The sequence below is a fragment of the Pseudomethylobacillus aquaticus genome (genome assembly GCF_003730115.1).
GTDB lineage: Bacteria > Pseudomonadota > Gammaproteobacteria > Burkholderiales > Methylophilaceae > Pseudomethylobacillus > Pseudomethylobacillus aquaticus.
This window is the reverse complement of sequence record NZ_RJVP01000002.1, coordinates 43,477-60,097: the sequence shown is the minus strand read 5'-3', so window position 1 is coordinate 60,097 and position 16,621 is coordinate 43,477. Positions and strand designations below refer to the sequence as shown.

The window sequence follows — 16,621 nt, the reverse complement described above, 5'->3', positions numbered from 1 at the left end:
CAAGATGACCCAAGAAAGCACAGAGATCGTGGCAAGCGAAGTCGTCGTCAGCGCATCCAGGCCATCCATCAGCAGTAGCGCCGGGCGCTTCGCCCTGATACTGGTGGTCCTGGCGCTGGGCCTCATGGCGTGGATGTGGTGGGCCAGCAACCAACGCGCACAGCAGCTGGAGCAGAGCCTGGCTGTACGTCTTGACGACTTCAATGCGCGCACCCAGGAAACGCTGACCATCGCCAAACTGGCCGAGGAACGCAGCGTGACCCTGGCCGCCCGTGCCGAGATGCTGGAGCAGCGCCTGGCCGAATCACGCGGACAGCAAGAGGCACTGCAAACGCTGTACTACGAGCTGGCCAACAACCGCGAAGAACGCATCATCTCCGAAGTGGAACAGCTGGTCATCATTGCCAGTCAGCAACTGCATCTGGCCAGCAATGTGCGCTCGGCGCTGCTGGCACTGCAAACCGCAGAAAGCCGTCTGCAGCAGCTGAACACCCCGCAAGTCATCCCATTACGCAAAGCGGTGGGGCAGGACATCCAGCGTCTGCAAGCACTGCCTACCGTAGACACGGTAGGCATCAGCCTGAAACTGGAAGGCCTGGCTGACAGTGCTGACATACTGCCGCTGGTCAGTGAGCGCCATCCCAAAGCCACCGCCCTGGCCACTGGGCCATCGCTGGCCGGCAATACCTGGCAGCGTCTGGGTGCCGAGATCTGGCATGACCTCAAACAAATGATACGGCTGGAGCGCGTGGATCGCCCGGAGCCACCATTGCTGGCGCCGGAACAACATTTCTTTCTGCGCGAGAATTTCAAACTGCGTCTGCTGACCGCGCGTCTGGCGCTGCTGCAACACGACGAAGCGACCTATCGGGCCGACCTGCAGGCTGCGGAGAAATGGTTGGCGGCTTATTTCGATTTGCGCGAGATCTCCACCAATAACGCCCTGACCACCTTGAAACAGTTGTCTGCCAGCACCATTGTCATCGACCTGCCTGATATCAACGAGACGCTGGGCCTGGTCAGCAAGTACAAACTTTCACTCGAACGCTCGCCCGGGCAGGAAGCACGCTCCTGATGCGTTGGCTGTTCTGGTTACTTCTGGTGCTGGCCTTATCCATAGGCGTGTCCTTATTGGCAGGCAGCAATCAGGGCTATGTGTTGATCGTACGCTCGCCTTACCGGCTGGAATTGTCGCTGAACCTGCTGGTCATCCTCATCGTGCTGAGCTTTGTGCTGCTGCATGTGCTGCTGCGTTTCATCCACTACAGTCGTCGTTTGCCCGCCAATGTGCGTGCGCACAAGACCGCACAGCGTGTACGCGATGGCCAAACGGCATTGAAGCAGGCGCTGCACGCCATGAGCGAGGGCGATTACGAGACGGCCGAAAAAGCCGCCTCCAAGGCACTGGAGCTGGGTGAAGATGCCAGCATCAGTGCATTGACCGCGGCACGGGCTGCACACAAACGCAAGCATCGCAGCCAGCGCGACTATTACCTGGCTGAAGCCGAGCGGCTGGCACCGGAAGCCAGTGTCGCAAGATTGCTGGCACATGCCGAACTGCTGCTGGATGACCGTCAGTACAGCCAGGCTTTGCATCTGCTGCAACGTCTGGAAAAGACCGCTCCACGCCATGGTGCCGGCCTGGTGTTGCAGCTCAAGGTGCAGTTACGCCTTGGTAACTGGGAGCAGGCACTGGCGCTGAGTCAGCAAGTGCAAAAGCTGCAGGCGATGGAATCCTGGCAGCTGCGTGAATTCCGCCTGCAAGCCCTGCAGAACATGCTGCAACGTCATGCCAGCAACGTGGATGCGCTGCTCAGCTTCTGGCAAGGCATCGCCGAGGAAGACCAGCAACGTCTGACGCGGCCTGCGGCACTGGCCTTCATCCGTGCTGGTGATGGTGATCGTGCCGCCGAACTGGTGGAAATGGCGCTGACGCGGGAATGGGATAGCGACCTGGCCGCACTGCTTGGCGACTGCCTGAGCACTCAGCCACAGAAGCAGTTGCAACAAGCCGAACACTGGCTGTCGCAACATCCGGACGATGCGGCTTTGCTGCTGTCACTGGGCAATATGTGTCTGCGACTGGGACTGTGGGGCAAGGCACAAAGCTATCTGGAAGCCAGCATCGCGGTACAGCCCAAAGTAGCCGCACATTTGGCGCTAGCCGACTTGCTACAGCAACAGGGCCAGCAGACACTGGCCCACGAGCATTACCAGCACAGCGCACGGCTTGCCTTGCAAGCAGGCTGAGCCCCGTGCGTGGCTGGCCCACCTGCTGGACGCCGCTCTAGCTAAAGCCTGGTTTATTTGGCGGGCACCGGCGTGGCGAAGGTGAACGCATCCGAATAGAACGCACCTTCGGGCAGGCCTTGAGCAGAAAATTCCGCGTGCGCGGCCTCCACCATGCCAGGCGCGCCGCAGCAATACACTTCATATGCACTCAAGTCTGCGTGATCGGCCAGCACCGCCTGATGGACCAGACCGGTACGGCCATCCCAGCCATCCTGCGGCAATGGGTCTGACAGCACCGGGATGTAGGTCAGGTTGGGATGGGCTTCCTGCCAGCGTTGCGGCAAATCGTGCATGTAGAGATCCTCGCGCGTGCGGGCTCCCCAGTACAACAGGATACGCCGCCCGGTTTGATGATGCAGCGCGTGCTCGATGATGCCTTTGATGGGCGCGAAGCCGGTACCACCGGCCACCATGAGCATGGGCTTGTCGGATTCTTCACGCAGATAGAAGCTGCCGAACGGGCCTTCGATGCGCAGTATGGCTTTTTCCTGCATCTCGTTGAATACGTATTGGGTGAATTGTCCGCCTTGCACCAGACGCAGGTGCAACTCCAGCAAGGCATCATCGTGCGGTGCGTTGGCTAGCGAGAACGCACGGCGCTTGCCGTCCTTGAGTAGAAACTCCACGTACTGGCCGGCCATGAACTGCATGCGCTCATTGCTGGGCAGTTTCAGGGACAGCTTCATCACATCGTGCGACAGTTTTTCCATCCGTTGCACGCGCGCCGGCATGATGCGCGGGCGTACGCTTTTGCTGTCACTGATCTCGCGGCATTCGATTACCAGGTCGGATTGCGGCAGGGCACAGCAGAACAGGGTCTTGCCATCCAGTTTCTCTTCGGCACTGATGGCACCATATTGATGCTGCTCGCACAGCACCTCGCCACTCAGCACCTGTCCCTTGCAGGCACCACAGGCACCGTTACGACAGCCGTAAGGCAGATTGATGCCGGCTTCGATCGCGGCACTAAGCACCGTTTCACCACTGGCAACGGTAAAGGAATGGCCACTGGGCTGTATGGTCACCTGATAAGACATGCTGAAATCCCTCATGGAGGCAATTACTTAAACGCAAAAACCGGCTGGTTCGCAAAGTGCGGCAGTTTATCACATGGCCTGTACTCACTGCTCCGGCAGGCGTGGGCGCGGTGGCTCGTCCACTTTGCGGTACTCGCCCTCGATGATGTCATCGTTGGCTGCCCGGCCTGCTGGTGCCTGCCCGCGCAAGGAGGTACCGGGCAACAGTAGCAGCACCAGCGCGATGATATCGGTGAGTACTCCCGGGATCAGCAGCAGCACGCCTGCGACCAGGTTCTTGGCGCTGCCAAGAACCGCAGCGAGCGGATTGCCTGTCATCGGCATGCCCTGGGTGAAACCGCGTTGCAGATTGGCTTTTTCATCGCGCAGTAAGCGCCAGCCAAGTACACCGACTAACAACAAATAGATCAGAAATGTCCAGCCATATTCATCGGCCAGCGTGATCAGCAGCCATATCTCGAGTACCGGGAATACGAGTAGAATCGCCAGCAGGGAAACCAGACGCATGCAACCTCCATTTTCTTCAGATGAAATGCCAGATATGGCGCCAGATGTGATGCCAAGTCTGATGATAGCGCTCACTACGCTACCCTCGCGCGATGCGGCAGCAGCACTGGCGCGCCACCTAGTCGATGCGCGTCTTGCCGCGTGTGTGAACATATTGCCGGCCTGCCACTCCATTTACCGCTGGCAGGGCAAGGTGGAAGCCGCGGACGAGGTCTTGCTGATCATCAAAACCAGCAAAACCCGGCAATTGGCGCTGGAACAGCTGATATGCAATATGCACCCGTACGAACTTCCAGAACTGCTCTATGTCCCTATAGCTGGTGGTTTGAACGCCTATATTCAATGGATACAGCAGGAAACTTTATCTTGAACAGTGCTAGCTTGAACCGCGGGTGTAAGCAAGGTTGCTTGCTGATGGTGATTTTTTTCACCACACTCTTCACGCCGCTGGCCATGCCCACTGCATCAGCAGGCGCCAGTCTGTTTGTGAGTGCTGCGGACGAAGATGAGTTCCTGCCCCCCGATCAGGCCTTCAAACTCAGCCTCAAAGCCGTGGACAGCCAGACCCTGCAAGCCAGCTTCAGCGTTGCGCCCGGCCATTATCTTTATCGGGAACGCATCAAGTTCGAGGTGGCGGCACCGGCCAGCATCAGCAGCGTCGCACTACCGCCGGGTGAATCAAAACAGGACCCGACCTTTGGGCAGACCGAAGTCTATCATCATGACCTGATCGCGACCGTGCGCCTCGGCAACGTCAGCCAATGGCCGCTGCAGGTCACCGCCACCTATCAAGGTTGCAGTGAAAAGGGCTTGTGTTACGCTCCCATCACTAAAGTGATCGAAGTGGCTGCAAGCGGCAGCGCGGTTTCCGCAACGTCCAGTGGCGCTAACAACCTTGCTGGCACACCCGCAGGCAGTGATAGCCAGATCGCCAACTTGCTGCGCGGTGGTGAGTTCTGGCTGATCGTGGCGGGGTTCTTCGGTTTCGGCCTGCTGCTTTCGTTCACCCCTTGCGTGCTGCCCATGATCCCCATCCTGTCCGGTATCATCGTTGGCAGTCAACAGCCACTGAAGCGCCTGACAGGCTTCAAGCTTTCGCTGGCCTATGTGCTGGGCATGGCCTTGAGCTACACGCTGGTCGGGATCGCGGCGGGCCTGTCCGGGCAGCTACTCAGCAACTTCCTGCAGAACATCTGGTTCATCGGCGCCAGTGCACTCATTTTCGTGTTGCTGGCCCTGGCCATGTTCGGCTTTTACGAGCTGCAACTACCGCAGGCTTTGCAACAGCGCATGTTGCAAACCAGCAACCGCCTGCCTGGTGGCCGCCTGCTCGGCGTGTTCGCCATGGGGGTGCTGTCTGCCTTGATCGTGGGTCCCTGTGTAGCGGCACCACTGGCCGGCGCCTTGCTGTATATCAGCCAGACTCAGGATGTGTGGCTGGGGGGCGCAGCACTGTTCGCGATGTCCCTGGGTATGGGTGTGCCCTTGCTGCTGATCGGCACCTCGGCTGGGGTGCTGCTGCCCAAGGCGGGTGCCTGGATGCAGGCAGTACGCCATTTCTTCGGTGTGCTGTTGCTGGCGGTCGCTTTGTGGCTGATCGGTCCCTTTCTGCCCATGCCTTTGCAACTGGGTTTATGGGCTGCACTGCTGATCGTGGTCGCCATCTACCTGCGTGCGCTGGAAAGCCTGCCTGCAAGCGGCAGTCCCTGGCAAGCGTTGTGGAAAGGCATAGGCGTGCTGCTGCTGTTACTGGGTGCTGCCATGCTGGTCGGTGCACTGACCGGGGGGCGCTCTCCCTTGCAGCCTTTGTCCGGCCTCAGCCTGGCCGGCAAGAACAGCAGCCAAGCCGCACATGCCAGCCTGCCGTTCCAGCGTATCCGCACTGTGCAGGAACTGCAGCAGCGCCTCGCCGATACCCAGCAACCGGTGATGCTGGATTTCTATGCCGACTGGTGTGTGGCCTGCAAGGAGCTGGAACTGTATACCTTCAGTGACAGCCGCGTGCAGCAAGCCTTGCAGGGCGTGCTGCTGCTGCAAGTGGATATGACCGCCAACAACGCGGATGATCAGGCCTTGCTCAAACACTATGGGCTGTTCGGTCCACCCGCCATACTGTTTTTCGACCGCGATGGGCGGGCGTTGCCTGCACTCACCACCATAGGCTTCGAAACTGCTGACCGCTTCCTGAACATCGTCCAACAGTTGCCACGCTGATGTTACGTACCCGCAATATCGTCCTGCTCATCCTGGTGCTGATCGCTGTCAATGTAGGTTTGCGCATCTACAACCAGACCGGCTCGCTTGTTCCAGCACTGGATGCTAAGACCTCCACTCAAGCGCTGTTCGCCGCCAGTTTTCACGATAGCGCAGGCGATCTACAGAGCCTGGCGCAGTACCGTGGCAAGCTGCTGGTGGTCAACTTCTGGGCCAGCTGGTGCCCACCCTGCCTGGAAGAGATGCCGGAACTCTCGAGCTTACAAACACAGTACCTGGACCGTAATCTGGTCGTGCTGGGTATCTCCACCGACGATGTGGACAAGATGCGCAACTTCGCCGCCCACAACCAGGTGAGCTACCCCTTGCTTGCAGGGGATTTCGGCGCCATGCAATTGGCCGAAAGCCTGGGTAATAGCAAGGGTGCCTTGCCTTATACGGTGATCATCAAGCCAGACGGCAGCATCCATGGTCACTACTTTGGTCGTGTGTCGCATGCGCTGCTGGAACAGGCGTTGTTACCTCTGATGTAGCTTTCCTGTTGACGGCATGGCGAAGACAATTTCGCTAAATTCCGCCAATTCACTGGACAATAACCCCCCAATTACGGCAAACTTGCAGCCATGAATTTCTGCAAATCGTCGCAGCTCGGGCTTGTTTATGGTCACTGATTCCAGAAAATCCATTCTGGTTTTGCATGGCCCCAACCTCAATTTGCTGGGTTTACGCGAACCCGCGCATTATGGCCGTGACACGCTGGACAGCATCAATGCCAAATTGACCGCGCAAGCGGCACAGGCCGGCATCACGCTGGAAGCGTTCCAGAGCAACAGCGAAGCGGAACTGGTCGGCAAAGTGCAACAACTTGCCGGCAAACGTGTTGATTTCATCATTATCAATCCCGCTGCTTACACGCACACCTCGATCGCATTACGAGATGCGCTGGCGGCGGTCGCTATTCCATTCATCGAAGTACACCTTTCCAACATTCATGCACGTGAGCAATTTCGTCATCATTCCTATTTCAGCGATCTTGCTGTCGGGGTGATCTGTGGATTGGGGGCACGTGGCTACTTGTTGGCGCTGGATTACGCAATCAACACAAACGTTGAGACGTGATCCGATATCCATTCCCATCATTCAAATAAAAAGAGTTAATCGAGGTTCACCATGGATTTACGCAAACTGAAGAAGCTCATCGATCTGGTCGAAGAGTCCGGGATCTCCGAGCTGGAACTCACCGAGGGCGAGGAAAAGGTACGTATCAGCCGCCATATGCCCTTCAATCCTCATGCCATGCAATACGCACCTCAGTACGTGCAGGCGGCTCCCGCTACACCCAGCGCGGCACCTGCCGCATCCACCGGACCTGCAGAGGCTACTGCTGCCCCCGCTGCGATCGAAGGTCATGTGGTCAAATCGCCTATGGTCGGTACTTTCTACCGCTCACCTTCGCCTGATTCCAAATCGTTTGTGGACATCGGCAGTAGCGTCGCTGTTGGCGACACCATCTGCATCATCGAAGCGATGAAGTTGCTGAATGAGATCGAAGCAGACCATGCTGGCGTCATCAAGGCCATTCTTGTAGAAAATGGCCAGCCCGTCGAATACGGCGAGCCGCTGTTCATCATCGGCTAGGGGTCATCATGTTTGAAAAAGTCCTGATTGCGAATCGCGGCGAGATCGCGCTGCGTGTGCAACGTGCCTGCCGTGAATTGGGTATCAAGACCGTCGCGGTGCATTCCGAGGCGGATCGTGAAGCCAAGTACGTCAAGCTGGCCGACGAGTCTGTCTGTATCGGCCCGGCGCCTTCCAGCCAGAGTTATCTGAACGTACCGGCCGTGATCAGCGCGGCAGAGGTCACCGATGCTCAAGCCATCCATCCTGGTTATGGCTTTCTTTCCGAGAATGCCGATTTCGCCGAGCGCGTAGAGCAAAGCGGCTTCGTATTCATCGGCCCGCGTGCCGAGACCATACGCCTGATGGGTGACAAGGTCAGCGCGAAGGACGCCATGAAAAAAGCCGGTGTGCCATGTGTACCTGGTTCGGATGGTGCGCTGCCGGATGATCCGGCAGAGATCATCCGCATCGCGCGTGATATCGGTTACCCGGTCATCATCAAGGCAGCAGGTGGTGGTGGCGGGCGTGGTATGCGCGTGGTACACACTGAAGCCGCTTTGATCGCTTCGGTCAATATGACCAAGGGTGAAGCCCAGGCTGCATTCGGTAACCCTGTGGTTTATATGGAGAAATTCCTGGAACAACCACGCCATATCGAAATCCAGGTGCTGTCCGATCAACATGGTAACGCCGTCTATCTGGGTGAGCGCGACTGCTCCATGCAGCGCCGCCATCAGAAAGTACTGGAAGAGGCTCCGGCGCCCGGCTTGAATGCACGCTTGCGCGACAAGGTTGGTGCACGTTGTGCCGATGCCTGTCGCCGTATCAATTACCGTGGGGCAGGTACGTTCGAGTTCCTGTTCGAAAACGGCGAGTTCTATTTCATCGAGATGAACACGCGCGTACAAGTCGAACACCCGGTGACTGAAATGATCACCGGTATCGACATCGTGCAACAGCAGATCCTCATCGCTGCGGGCGAGAAGCTGGCGTTCCGCCAGAAGGATATCGAACTGCGCGGTCATGCCATCGAATGCCGCATCAATGCAGAAGATCCGTATACCTTTGTGCCATCGCCCGGCCGTATCACCACCTTCCACATGCCAGGCGGGCCTGGTATCCGCGTTGATACCCATGCTTATCAGAACTACCTGGTACCTCCGCACTATGACTCCATGATAGGCAAACTGATCGCCTACGGTGACACGCGCGAGCAAGCCATCGCGCGCATGCGCATCGCCTTGTCGGAGATGGTCATTGAAGGCATCAAGACCAATGTGGACCTGCATCGCGACCTGATGGTTGACGCTGCATTCCATCAAGGCAGCACCAGCATCCACTATCTGGAGCACAAGCTCGGCATCAGCTCCAAATGATGGGCCTGCGATGAGCTGGCTGCTACTCAAGATCGAGGCCCCTGCCGAACAAGCAGAGGCCTTGAGTGATGCCTTGATGGAGCTGGACGCCTTGTCGAGCAGCATAGAGGATGCCAATGCCGAAACACCCGATGAGCAGCCTATCTTCGGAGAACCAGGTGACCCGCCTCCCGGAATCTGGCAACACAGCATCGTCACTGCGCTATTGACCGAAGACACCGATATCCGCCTGCTGGTCAGTAAGCTTGAACAGCAATGCGGCCTGTCTGACCTGCGTTACAGTACCGAAATGCTGGCAGAACAGGACTGGGTACGCGCTACCCAATCCCAGTTTGAACCCATCCGTATCCGTGACGATTTATGGATCGTGCCGACCTGGCACGATGCGCCCAACCCGCATGCGCTCAACATCGTGCTGGACCCCGGGCTGGCGTTCGGTACCGGTAGCCATCCCACCACACATCTATGTCTGGCATGGCTGGCAGATCAGCTGCAAGCTGGCAGCAGTGTGCTTGATTATGGCTGCGGTTCCGGCATTCTGGCCATCGCTGCGCGCAAACTGGGAGCCGGGCAGGTGCATGGCGTGGACATCGATCCGCAAGCCATTTTGTCCAGTCAACAGAATGCAGTTCAAAATGGCGTAGTCGCTGACTTTTATCTGCCGGATGACCAGACCCCACCCCAAGTGGATGTGGTTTTGGCCAACATCTTGTCCAGTGCACTGACTTTACTGGCGCCAGCCTTGGCAGGCTACTGCAAGCCTGGTGGCAAGATCGCTCTTTCCGGCATCTTGCGCGAGCAGGAAGCCGCCATCACTGCCATCTATGAGCCCTGGTTCGATATGCAAGCAGCGCATTATATGGACGCCTGGGTGCTGTTACACGGCATCAGAAAATGAGTTGGATCACCTCCTGTCCGGCTTGCATGCAATGGTTTCACGTGGAACCTTCGCAGTTGCAAGTCAGGCAGGGCAGGGTGCGCTGCGGGCATTGCCATCAGGTTTTCGATGCCAGCCTGCGCCTCTATCCTCAACCAGAACCTGCGTTTGACAGCATGCAAGCGGTATCGGATGTCAGCTCTGATGTCAATTTAAGCGCTGATCTTAATTTAAGCGCAGCAGCTTCTCAAAGATCGCCGACCCTGACATCCTTGCACGCTCATCTGCCACCGTATTTTTATTGCTTCTGTGCGTTGCTGTTGTTGTGCTTGTTTTTTGGCCAACTGGCTTACTTCCTGCGCGCGCCTATTGCAGCGCATTGGCCAGAGAGCAAACCACTGCTGGTGAGCATGTGCTCTATGATCGGCTGTAACGTACCTCACGTCAGTGATATACGTCAGCTTGCCATCCTAGACTCTGAATTGCAGCAGGACAGCCAGCGTGACGGAGTCGTGTATCTGCATGCCACCATCGCGAATCGGGCCAATCACGTACAACCATATCCCATGCTGGAACTCACGCTGACTGATGAGCAAGACCGGGTACTGAGCAAGACCAGCTTCACGCCAACCCAATACCTGTCATCAGCCAGTATGGAAACTTCCGTGATGATTGAAAAGGGCATGTCCGCAGCTAGCCAGTTCAGAATCGAATTGCCCTTGCTCATCAATGCGCAACTCGCCTCTGGATACCGCGCTTTGCTTTTCTATCCCTGATCGCTTCAATATTTCAGATACAAGCCCAGAATCAAAACTGCTATTTTGATCCCTGAGCTCGGCAATATCGACTTCCACGCTGCGCCTGTAAGAGGAGTTCTCGCCCAAACCCTACCCTTACCATCAACAAGGGAAAATCGTTTGTTACAGAGCTACTACGTGCGTAATACGTGCTTACATGTGCTGTGCATCTGAGCAACTCCCTTGCTCATGCTGTTTTTTGGCATTGATGCAGATTCAGCCGTGCGCGCCAAAAAACAAAGGCATGTTGCTGCTTGCAGTTGTGAAGTGTATCGATAATCAAAAAGGCCCTTTCGGGCCTTTTTGATTATCGATGCAACGCTGATGTTTAAGTTCTGATATCGCTCAAAACCATATATCAACATCTGGATCAAGCTCCAGATATTGAGCGCCTAGATATCCAGGTTATTGACGCCTAGCGCATTGTTTTCGATGAATGCACGGCGTGGCTCGACCTGATCCCCCATCAATGTTGTGAAGATCTCATCTGCCGCAATGGCATCGTCAATCTGCACCTTGAGCAAACGGCGCACTTTGGGGTCCATGGTGGTTTCCCAAAGCTGGGAAGGGTTCATCTCGCCCAGACCTTTGTAACGCTGGATACCCAGATTATGTTTGGCTTCTTCAAGCAGCCAGTCTAACGCCTGCTTGAAGGTAGTGACTGCTTGCTGCTTCTCGCCTCGCTTGACCTGGGCGCCCTGACTAAGCAGGTCCTGTAGCATCACCGAAACCCGGCTGATCTGGCGGTAATCACCGCTGGCCAGGAAGTCTGCATCGATGACGCAGGATTCCAGATTACCGTGCACGTATTTGTTCACTTCCAAACGGTAAGTACTAGCTTCCTGATCGAACGCGACCAGCACCTCTGAACCTGTCGCTCCCAGGATAGGACGCAGACGTGTTGCTGCCGTTTCGGCACTGGCCTGGTCGGCCAGACTGATCTCGCCCAGATCCTGTATGGCGCGTAGCACGCTCTCGTCATACAAAGAGGAGATGCGGCGTATCACCGCTTCGGTCAGTACCATTTGTTTAGCGATCTCTGCCAGTGGTTGACCCGTGATGATGTTGCCGCCTTCGCCGGTCAGCAGCTCGGCGCCATTCAGTGCGGATTGCAGCAGGTATTCATCCAGCTCGTGCTGATCTTTCAGATAACGTTCATCACGGCCCTGTTTGACTTTGTACAAGGGTGGTTGGGCAATGTAGATATGGCCACGCTCCACCAACTCGGTCATCTGGCGGTAGAAGAAAGTGAGCAGGAGGGTACGAATGTGAGCACCATCCACGTCCGCATCGGTCATGATGATGATGCGGTGATAACGGAGTTTCTCGGCCTTGAAATCGTCTTTGCCTATACCTGTGCCCAATGCGGTGATCAGTGTGGCGATCTCCTGAGAGGACAGCAGTTTGTCAAAACGGGCTTTTTCCACGTTGAGGATCTTGCCTTTGAGCGGCAGGATGGCCTGATTCTTACGATCGCGCCCCTGTTTGGCAGAACCCCCTGCTGAGTCGCCCTCGACCAGGTAGATCTCGCACAGGGCAGGGTCTTTCTCCTGACAGTCAGCCAGCTTACCTGGCAAGCCCATGGTGTCCATGGCGCCTTTACGACGCGTCATTTCGCGTGCTTTGCGCGCTGCTTCGCGTGCGCGTGCCGCGTCGACGATCTTGCCGCAAATGATCTTGGCATCGATGGGGTTTTCCTGCAGAAAATCCGCTAGCTTGGCCGATACCACTTCCTGCACTACGGGCTGCACCTCGGAAGAAACCAGCTTGTCCTTGGTCTGCGAAGAGAACTTTGGATCTGGCACCTTGACCGACAGTACACAGGTGATGCCTTCGCGCATGTCATCGCCGGTGGTCTCTACCTTGGCTTTTTTGGCAGCGTCACTCTGGTCGATATACTGGTTGAGCGTACGTGTCATGGCAGTACGCAAGCCGGTCAGGTGGGTGCCCCCATCGCGCTGCGGAATGTTATTGGTGAAGCATTGCACCGTTTCGCCGTAGGAATCGTTCCACTGCATGGCCACTTCTATGGTGATGCCGTCCTTCTCGCCCATGGCATAGAAGGTTTTTGGGTGCATGACCGATTTATTCCGGTTCATGTATTCGACAAATCCCTTCACACCACCGGAGTAAGCGAAATTCTCGGATTTACCATTACGCTGGTCCACCAGCTCGATCTTGACGCCATTATTGAGGAAGGACAGTTCGCGGATACGCTTGGCCAGTATCTCGAAATGATATTCCACCAAAACAAAGGTTTCGATGGAAGCCAGAAAGTGCACTTCGGTACCACGCTTTTCGGTGGTACCTGTCACGGCCAAAGGTGCTACCGGCACACCACGGCGGAATTCCATCTGGTGGGCTTTGCCGCCACGGTAGATCTTCAATCGCAACCAGTCAGAGAGGGCGTTCACCACGGACACGCCCACACCATGCAAACCACCTGATACCTTGTAGGAGTTCTGATCGAACTTGCCGCCTGCATGCAACTCGGTCATCACGATCTCGGCGGCAGAGCGTTTGGGTTCGTGCTTGTCATCTTCCTTGATACCGGTAGGGATACCTCGCCCGTTATCGGAAACACTGATGGAATTATCAGGGTGGATGATGACTTTGATGTCATCACAATGCCCAGCCAAGGCTTCATCGATCGCATTGTCCAGCACTTCAAACACCATGTGATGCAGACCACTGCCATCCGAAGTGTCGCCTATGTACATGCCCGGACGCTTGCGTACTGCGTCCAGACCCTCAAGGATGGTAATACTGGAAGAATCGTAATCAGTCATAGGGAATTCTGCTTGGTTTCACGTGAAACATGAATGAATGACAAGTGCATCGCAACTTAGATGCGCATCGGCATGACCACATATTTGTAGTGATCATCACCAGGAATAGTTACCAGACAACTGCTATTGGCATCGGCAAAAGAGAATACCACACGTTCGCCATCCATGTTGTTGAGCACATCAATCATGTAGGTGACATTGAAGCCGATATCCAGTGCCTGCCCTGCATAACTGATCTCCAGTTCTTCTTCCGCCTCTTCCTGCTCGCTGTTGGTGCTGATCATGCGCAGTTCGTTGGCAGTCATCACCATGCGGATACCACGGAATTTCTCGTTGGAAAGGATGGATGCACGTTGCATAGCCAGCAGCAAACGCATGCGCTCCACTTCAAAACTGTTTTGATGGCCGGTTGGGATGACACGGTTGTAATCTGGGAATTTACCGTCAATTACCTTTGAAATCAGGTGGATATCGCCAAATGTGAAGGTCACCTGATTACCACCCAGCTCCATGCTGACTTCTTCATCGCTATCGTCCAGCAGTTTGATCAGCTCGATCACTGTTTTGCGTGGCAAGATCAATTCATGCTTCTGATACGTTTCTTCAAGCAGGGTAGAGGTATAGCTTAATCGGTGTCCATCAGTACCCACCAGATTCAACTGATGACCGTTCACCTCCAGCAGCAAGCCGTTCAGGTAATAACGGATGTCCTGCTGTGCCATGGCGAATTCGACCTGCTTCAGCAATTGCTTCAATTGGCGCTGTGCAATACGCACCAGAGTCTTGTCTGCAGATGTTGCGCTGGACATTACCGGGTAATCACTTGCAGGCAAGGTTTGCAGGTTGAAACGGCTTTTGCCAGATTTCACCAGCATCTTGCTGTCTTGCAGTTGCAAGTTGATATTCGCGTCATCACTCAGTGCACGGCAGATATCCAGCAATTTCTTTGCCGATACCGTGGTGGAAAGGTTGTGTGCGCCCGGACTATGGATATTCACCGTGATCTGCAACTCCAGATCGGTAGCGGTCAGCATCACTTGATCCTGCTTAGCTTGCAACAATAAGTTGGAAAGGATGGGCAGGGTATGTCTGCGTTCAACGATACTGGTCACTGAAGACAGTGGTTTTAGTAGTAAATCACGCTGAATTTGCATATTCATTATGTGTAACCTAATTTAAGTATTTATTTTAAGTCTGATAATAATGATGACTCAAAGCTGTTGATAAGCCAAAAATCCTATATAGATCAGTTTTTTAAATCTAAAAACACGGCATGGACAACTAGCCTTCAGCCTGTGGATGAATTGTTCATGATTTTAGCATTTTCGTAATCCGCAGCTAAACCCGTTGTTTCACCCAGACCTTATCCACAACATAAGCTTAATCGCGGATGACTTGAACCAGAAACGCAATGTCCCTGGCCAGAATATGATCGTTCTGGCGTAGTTGTTCAATCTCATCGCATGCATGCATCACTGTCGTGTGATGTCGACCACCAAACGCTTCACCGATCTCAGGAAAACTATGATTGGTGAGTTCGCGAGCCAGTGCCATGGCGATCTGCCTGGGGCGTGCAAAATTACGTGACCGCTTCTTGCTATACATCTCCGCCACCTTGATTTTGTAATAATCAGCGACGGTCTTCTGGATGTTCTCTATGGTGACCTGACGACCACGTACGGCGATCAGATCCTTGAGCGCTTCTTTGGCGAGATTCACATCGGCATCACGGCCAGTGAAGTTAGACATGGCGATGATGCGGTTCAGTGCGCCTTCCAGTTCACGCACGCTGGAGCGTACCTGCTTGGCGATAAAGAACGCGACATCCTCATGCAGCAGGAAGCGGGCGGCTTCTGCTTTTTTCAACAGGATGGCGACACGCATTTCCAGTTCAGGCGGCTCTACCGCAACGGTCAAGCCCCAACTGAAGCGCGTGCGCAAGCGTTCATCCACATCCGCGATCTCCTTGGGGTAGGTGTCGCAAGTGATGATGATCTGTTTTTTGGCTTCGATCAGCGAATTGAACGCATAGAAGAACTCTTCCTGCGTGCGGTTCTTTTTGGCAAAGAACTGGATATCGTCGATCAGCAGCAGGTCCAGCGAATGGTATTGCTGTTTGAATTCATCGAAGGATTTGTTTTCGTACGCTTTTACCACATCCGATACATAACGTTCTGCATGTAGATAGCGGATCTTGGCATCCGGGCGCTGCAATTTCAGATGATTGCCGATGGCTTGCAGCAAATGCGTCTTGCCCAAGCCCACGCCACCGTAGATGAACAGCGGGTTGTAAGCGGTGCCCGGGTTCTCGGCCACCTGCAAGGCAGCGGCGCGCGCCAACTGATTGGCACGACCGGTCACGAAATTATCGAAATTGAAAGAGGGGTTGAGTCCGCTGCCTGCCGGGGCATGCTTTCTTGCCTGAGCCAGGCTTTTAGCCGCATTGCTGATCGCGGCTGGCTTGGTGGCCGACTGGCTGACTGGCTGGCTTTCCTGCACCACATCCTTGGCAGCTGCAGGCACGTGGTCCATTAACACTAATTCAACCCGGCCCGAGGAATTCAAAAGTTCTTCAGCCAGGCTCTCTATGCGTTGCAGGAAGCGGTCACGCACCCATTGCTGAACAAAACGGTTAGGTGCCAGTACGCGCAGCCCGTGTTCACCGGTCTCCACGCGCAATGGCTTGATCCAGGTATTGAATTGTTGGGCCGAGAGCTCCTGCTGAAAACGACTAAGACAAATAGACCAAAAATTTTCCATCGGTCGCCCGGGTCCTCCAAAATGGTGGTGATTCGCCCGATATCAGTCGGCTTGCAACTGAACGGGCCTGATCGAAGCGAGCACTATGCCTGATGCATTAGGTTTGTTGTGGCGATAGCTTGTGGACTATGCCTGGCAAATCTCGCGATACTTGCGTTGTCATGCGGATTGCCGCATTGTACGGAGGCTGTGGACAACATGGTGAGCCAGCCATATCTGGAATTTATTTTAGCCCCTTTGATTCAACTTATCCACAGGCGACGTAGGTAATTGACTAATAAATAAACATTGACAAGGCAAGGCCGTATCGGGTTAAATCACGCCCTTGCTCAAATACGCTGTATCTGGAGAT

General features: G+C 55.3%; 15 protein-coding genes. 10 read left to right on the top strand and 5 right to left on the bottom strand.

Going from position 1 to position 16,621, the window contains the following annotated elements; all coding sequences use genetic code 11:
• The first annotated feature begins 4 nt into the window (after positions 1 to 4).
• Together ED236_RS03945 and ED236_RS03940 are read left to right on the top strand one after the other, a co-directional pair.
• Positions 5 to 1,075 carry a uroporphyrinogen-III C-methyltransferase gene (locus ED236_RS03945; protein ID WP_123236675.1) on the top strand — a complete coding sequence of 357 codons (1,071 nt, stop codon included), beginning with the start codon at positions 5 to 7 and terminating at the stop codon, positions 1,073 to 1,075.
• Entirely contained in the window at positions 1,075 to 2,250 is a 1,176-nt protein-coding gene (locus ED236_RS03940) for a heme biosynthesis HemY N-terminal domain-containing protein (protein ID WP_123236674.1), read from the top strand. Before ED236_RS03945 ends, ED236_RS03940 begins: the two co-directional genes overlap by 1 nt.
• Before the next feature lie 53 nt (positions 2,251 to 2,303).
• Here the strand turns inward: ED236_RS03940 and ED236_RS03935 are convergent, their stop codons facing one another.
• Both ED236_RS03935 and ED236_RS03930 read right to left on the bottom strand, forming a co-directional pair.
• Positions 2,304 to 3,329, bottom strand: coding sequence for a CDP-6-deoxy-delta-3,4-glucoseen reductase (locus tag ED236_RS03935; protein ID WP_123236673.1), 1,026 nt, complete (start codon positions 3,327 to 3,329; stop codon positions 2,304 to 2,306).
• An 84-nt stretch (positions 3,330 to 3,413) separates the two neighbouring features.
• Positions 3,414 to 3,836: an FxsA family protein gene (locus tag ED236_RS03930; protein WP_123236672.1), complete on the bottom strand. Its 423-nt coding sequence runs from the start codon at positions 3,834 to 3,836 to the stop codon at positions 3,414 to 3,416.
• On the opposite strand from ED236_RS03930, the gene cutA reads away from it, so the two are divergent.
• From cutA to ED236_RS03890, 8 genes are all read left to right on the top strand, one after another.
• A complete protein-coding gene (gene cutA / locus ED236_RS03925; RefSeq protein WP_240032030.1) occupies positions 3,835 to 4,206 on the top strand; it encodes a divalent-cation tolerance protein CutA in 372 nt (123 codons plus the stop codon). The two genes, ED236_RS03930 and cutA, sit on opposite strands and share 2 nt — an antisense overlap.
• A 44-nt stretch (positions 4,207 to 4,250) precedes the next feature.
• On the top strand, positions 4,251 to 6,050 hold the full coding sequence (gene dsbD, locus ED236_RS03920; protein ID WP_123237095.1) for a protein-disulfide reductase DsbD: 1,800 nt from the start codon (positions 4,251 to 4,253) through the stop codon (positions 6,048 to 6,050).
• On the top strand, positions 6,050 to 6,583 hold the full coding sequence (locus tag ED236_RS03915; protein WP_123236671.1) for a TlpA family protein disulfide reductase: 534 nt from the start codon (positions 6,050 to 6,052) through the stop codon (positions 6,581 to 6,583). The genes dsbD and ED236_RS03915 overlap by 1 nt, the downstream gene beginning before the upstream one ends.
• A 127-nt stretch (positions 6,584 to 6,710) precedes the next feature.
• Positions 6,711 to 7,169, top strand: a complete 459-nt coding sequence (gene aroQ / locus ED236_RS03910; protein ID WP_123236670.1) for a type II 3-dehydroquinate dehydratase — start codon at positions 6,711 to 6,713, stop codon at positions 7,167 to 7,169.
• 51 nt (positions 7,170 to 7,220) lie between these two features.
• A complete protein-coding gene (gene accB / locus ED236_RS03905) occupies positions 7,221 to 7,688 on the top strand; it encodes an acetyl-CoA carboxylase biotin carboxyl carrier protein (protein WP_123236669.1) in 468 nt (155 codons plus the stop codon).
• A gap of 8 nt (positions 7,689 to 7,696) precedes the next feature.
• A complete protein-coding gene (gene accC / locus ED236_RS03900; RefSeq protein WP_123236668.1) occupies positions 7,697 to 9,046 on the top strand; it encodes an acetyl-CoA carboxylase biotin carboxylase subunit in 1,350 nt (449 codons plus the stop codon).
• 10 nt (positions 9,047 to 9,056) lie between these two features.
• Entirely contained in the window at positions 9,057 to 9,944 is an 888-nt protein-coding gene (gene prmA, locus ED236_RS03895) for a 50S ribosomal protein L11 methyltransferase (RefSeq protein ID WP_123236667.1), read from the top strand.
• Positions 9,941 to 10,699 carry a zinc-ribbon and DUF3426 domain-containing protein gene (locus ED236_RS03890; RefSeq protein WP_123236666.1) on the top strand — a complete coding sequence of 253 codons (759 nt, stop codon included), beginning with the start codon at positions 9,941 to 9,943 and terminating at the stop codon, positions 10,697 to 10,699. Before prmA ends, ED236_RS03890 begins: the two co-directional genes overlap by 4 nt.
• Positions 10,700 to 11,112: 413 nt before the next feature.
• Here the strand turns inward: ED236_RS03890 and gyrB are convergent, their stop codons facing one another.
• The 3 genes from gyrB to dnaA all read right to left on the bottom strand — a co-directional run bounded on the left by gyrB (position 11,113) and on the right by dnaA (position 16,269).
• On the bottom strand, positions 11,113 to 13,509 hold the full coding sequence (gyrB, locus tag ED236_RS03885) for a DNA topoisomerase (ATP-hydrolyzing) subunit B (RefSeq protein ID WP_123236665.1): 2,397 nt from the start codon (positions 13,507 to 13,509) through the stop codon (positions 11,113 to 11,115).
• Between the two features lie 56 nt (positions 13,510 to 13,565).
• A complete protein-coding gene (gene dnaN, locus ED236_RS03880; RefSeq protein ID WP_123236664.1) occupies positions 13,566 to 14,669 on the bottom strand; it encodes a DNA polymerase III subunit beta in 1,104 nt (367 codons plus the stop codon).
• Between the two features lie 220 nt (positions 14,670 to 14,889).
• On the bottom strand, positions 14,890 to 16,269 hold the full coding sequence (gene dnaA, locus ED236_RS03875; RefSeq protein WP_123236663.1) for a chromosomal replication initiator protein DnaA: 1,380 nt from the start codon (positions 16,267 to 16,269) through the stop codon (positions 14,890 to 14,892).
• Positions 16,270 to 16,621: the final 352 nt, after the last annotated feature.

Excerpts from the sequence above, each read along its gene's own strand:
- accB (WP_123236669.1), top strand. The coding sequence starts at position 7,221 with ATGGATTTACGCAAACTGAAGAAGCTCATCGATCTGGTCGAAGAGTCC.
- accC (WP_123236668.1), top strand. The coding sequence starts at position 7,697 with ATGTTTGAAAAAGTCCTGATTGCGAATCGCGGCGAGATCGCGCTGCGT.
- ED236_RS03930 (WP_123236672.1), bottom strand. The coding sequence starts at position 3,836 with ATGCGTCTGGTTTCCCTGCTGGCGATTCTACTCGTATTCCCGGTACTC.
- dnaN (WP_123236664.1), bottom strand. The coding sequence starts at position 14,669 with ATGAATATGCAAATTCAGCGTGATTTACTACTAAAACCACTGTCTTCA.
- dsbD (WP_123237095.1), top strand. The coding sequence starts at position 4,251 with ATGGTGATTTTTTTCACCACACTCTTCACGCCGCTGGCCATGCCCACT.
- ED236_RS03940 (WP_123236674.1), top strand. The coding sequence starts at position 1,075 with ATGCGTTGGCTGTTCTGGTTACTTCTGGTGCTGGCCTTATCCATAGGC.
- dnaA (WP_123236663.1), bottom strand. The coding sequence starts at position 16,269 with ATGGAAAATTTTTGGTCTATTTGTCTTAGTCGTTTTCAGCAGGAGCTC.
- ED236_RS03890 (WP_123236666.1), top strand. The coding sequence starts at position 9,941 with ATGAGTTGGATCACCTCCTGTCCGGCTTGCATGCAATGGTTTCACGTG.
- aroQ (WP_123236670.1), top strand. The coding sequence starts at position 6,711 with ATGGTCACTGATTCCAGAAAATCCATTCTGGTTTTGCATGGCCCCAAC.
- prmA (WP_123236667.1), top strand. The coding sequence starts at position 9,057 with ATGAGCTGGCTGCTACTCAAGATCGAGGCCCCTGCCGAACAAGCAGAG.
- ED236_RS03915 (WP_123236671.1), top strand. The coding sequence starts at position 6,050 with ATGTTACGTACCCGCAATATCGTCCTGCTCATCCTGGTGCTGATCGCT.
- gyrB (WP_123236665.1), bottom strand. The coding sequence starts at position 13,509 with ATGACTGATTACGATTCTTCCAGTATTACCATCCTTGAGGGTCTGGAC.
- ED236_RS03935 (WP_123236673.1), bottom strand. The coding sequence starts at position 3,329 with ATGTCTTATCAGGTGACCATACAGCCCAGTGGCCATTCCTTTACCGTT.
- ED236_RS03945 (WP_123236675.1), top strand. The coding sequence starts at position 5 with ATGACCCAAGAAAGCACAGAGATCGTGGCAAGCGAAGTCGTCGTCAGC.
- cutA (WP_240032030.1), top strand. The coding sequence starts at position 3,835 with ATGCAACCTCCATTTTCTTCAGATGAAATGCCAGATATGGCGCCAGAT.